Raw genomic sequence first — 1509 nt, 5'->3', positions numbered from 1 at the left:
AGGATCCCCTCCACCTGTTGGATCATAGAAACTAGTATTAAAATTTTTATCAGTTAATAACATAGTTATTGCCATTTTTTATTTACTAATTACAATAGGATGTACTATTAAATAATGTAAAATATATCCTATAAAAAATAAAACAGTAAAAGTAATAATACCAATAACAATAATATCTATTCTTGATTTAAAAATAACATATTTAACATACATTAAAGCATATTTATTTTTAACTTTATTTAATAAGAAATCTTTATTTAATCAAATAAATAGATTAATATAAAAATAAACAGTTAATAACAGTAAAGAAATTACTAACATAAATAAACCAAGGTTCATGATAAAATGAACATTTATTAACGTTTCTAAAGGAATTGAATGTTCTACTGGTGAAAAAAAATCCTTAATAAAATCAAAATTAGGCATAAAATTAGAAGTATTTGAATTATTAATATTTCCTTGATTATTAAAAGGATTAATACATCTTTCAAAAGATCCAATACCATATTGTCCTCCTCTTAATATTCCGTATTTCAGATAGAAATTATATTGCTCAATCCAATAATTAGCTCTTTCTTCATTAGAAACTATATCTGCTAAAATGTTACCAGCATTTGCTATAGTTAATCCTATCGTTTTATTTATAGGTCTTATAACAATTAAAGCAGCTATATTAGTAGAAAGATATCTGATTAATCTAGCATAATCAGGATTTTCTCTATTTCTAGGAATAATATCACCAGTATTTTTACTATTATCAGACATATTAATTATATAATCAATACCTAAGTTATAATAAATTAAATTATTAATAATAATTTCAATAATATAACTTACTTGATAAATCAAGAATAAAATTAACAAAAAATCTATTTTGCTTAGTTTGATTTTAAATTTTTTTAAAAACATCATAAAAATTATTGATCCTACAATAAAAGGTTTAAATAATTTAATTAGGACTAAATTTAACAAAAATTAAGTTAAAATTTTATGGTATTAAACAGTTTAAAGTCATATTTTACCTTACTTAAACATTTATTTAGTAAAGTTTATGTTGATCTACAAGGCAAACTCCTAAAGTCGCTAGAATCAGTTGCTTCTAAATAGATACTCTACCTTTCACAAAGTAGTTCGGACTATATCTTATTTATCTAAACTATAAAAATTTTGTCATTTGGCCTTGAATAAAAATTATTTTTATTTCAAAATTATTTCTAAAGTAAAAGATAAATTATGGCGTGTAGTCTCTAAGGATCCCAAAAGGTATAAACCTAAAGAGTTTCCTGCTGATTGTGTTAAATTATTTTCATTTAGTTAAATAATTACAGTTTCCAGCATATAGTCAAATTTTAAGCTGGCACAATAACTTTACCAGCTAATACAGGCAATGAAAGCAATAATAAAATTGCAGTAACAAATATAGCCCATACGAATAAAGGTAATTTGTGTAATCCCATTCCATTAGTTCTCATATTTAAAACAGTTGTAATGAAATTTATAGCCCCTAAC

Annotated in this window: 2 protein-coding genes; both read right to left on the bottom strand. The window is 22.9% G+C overall.

Translation table 11 applies throughout. The features are described from left to right. Positions 1-261: 261 nt before the first annotated feature. Entirely contained in the window at positions 262-912 is a 651-nt protein-coding gene (locus EKG38_RS25550) for a hypothetical protein (protein ID WP_126523527.1), read from the bottom strand. Between the two features lie 437 nt (positions 913-1349). Beyond that, positions 1350-1499: a cbb3-type cytochrome c oxidase subunit I gene (locus EKG38_RS25545; RefSeq protein ID WP_500691057.1), complete on the bottom strand. Its 150-nt coding sequence runs from the start codon at positions 1497-1499 to the stop codon at positions 1350-1352. Positions 1500-1509 lie beyond the last annotated feature (10 nt).

The organism is Shewanella canadensis, assembly GCF_003966225.1.
GTDB lineage: Bacteria > Pseudomonadota > Gammaproteobacteria > Enterobacterales > Shewanellaceae > Shewanella > Shewanella canadensis.
Note: the sequence above shows the minus strand (reverse complement) of the source record. Positions and strands in the feature narration are given on the sequence as shown.

Coding starts and splice junctions, on each gene's coding strand:
- EKG38_RS25550 (WP_126523527.1), bottom strand. CDS start 912: ATGATGTTTTTAAAAAAATTTAAAATCAAACTAAGCAAAATAGATTTT.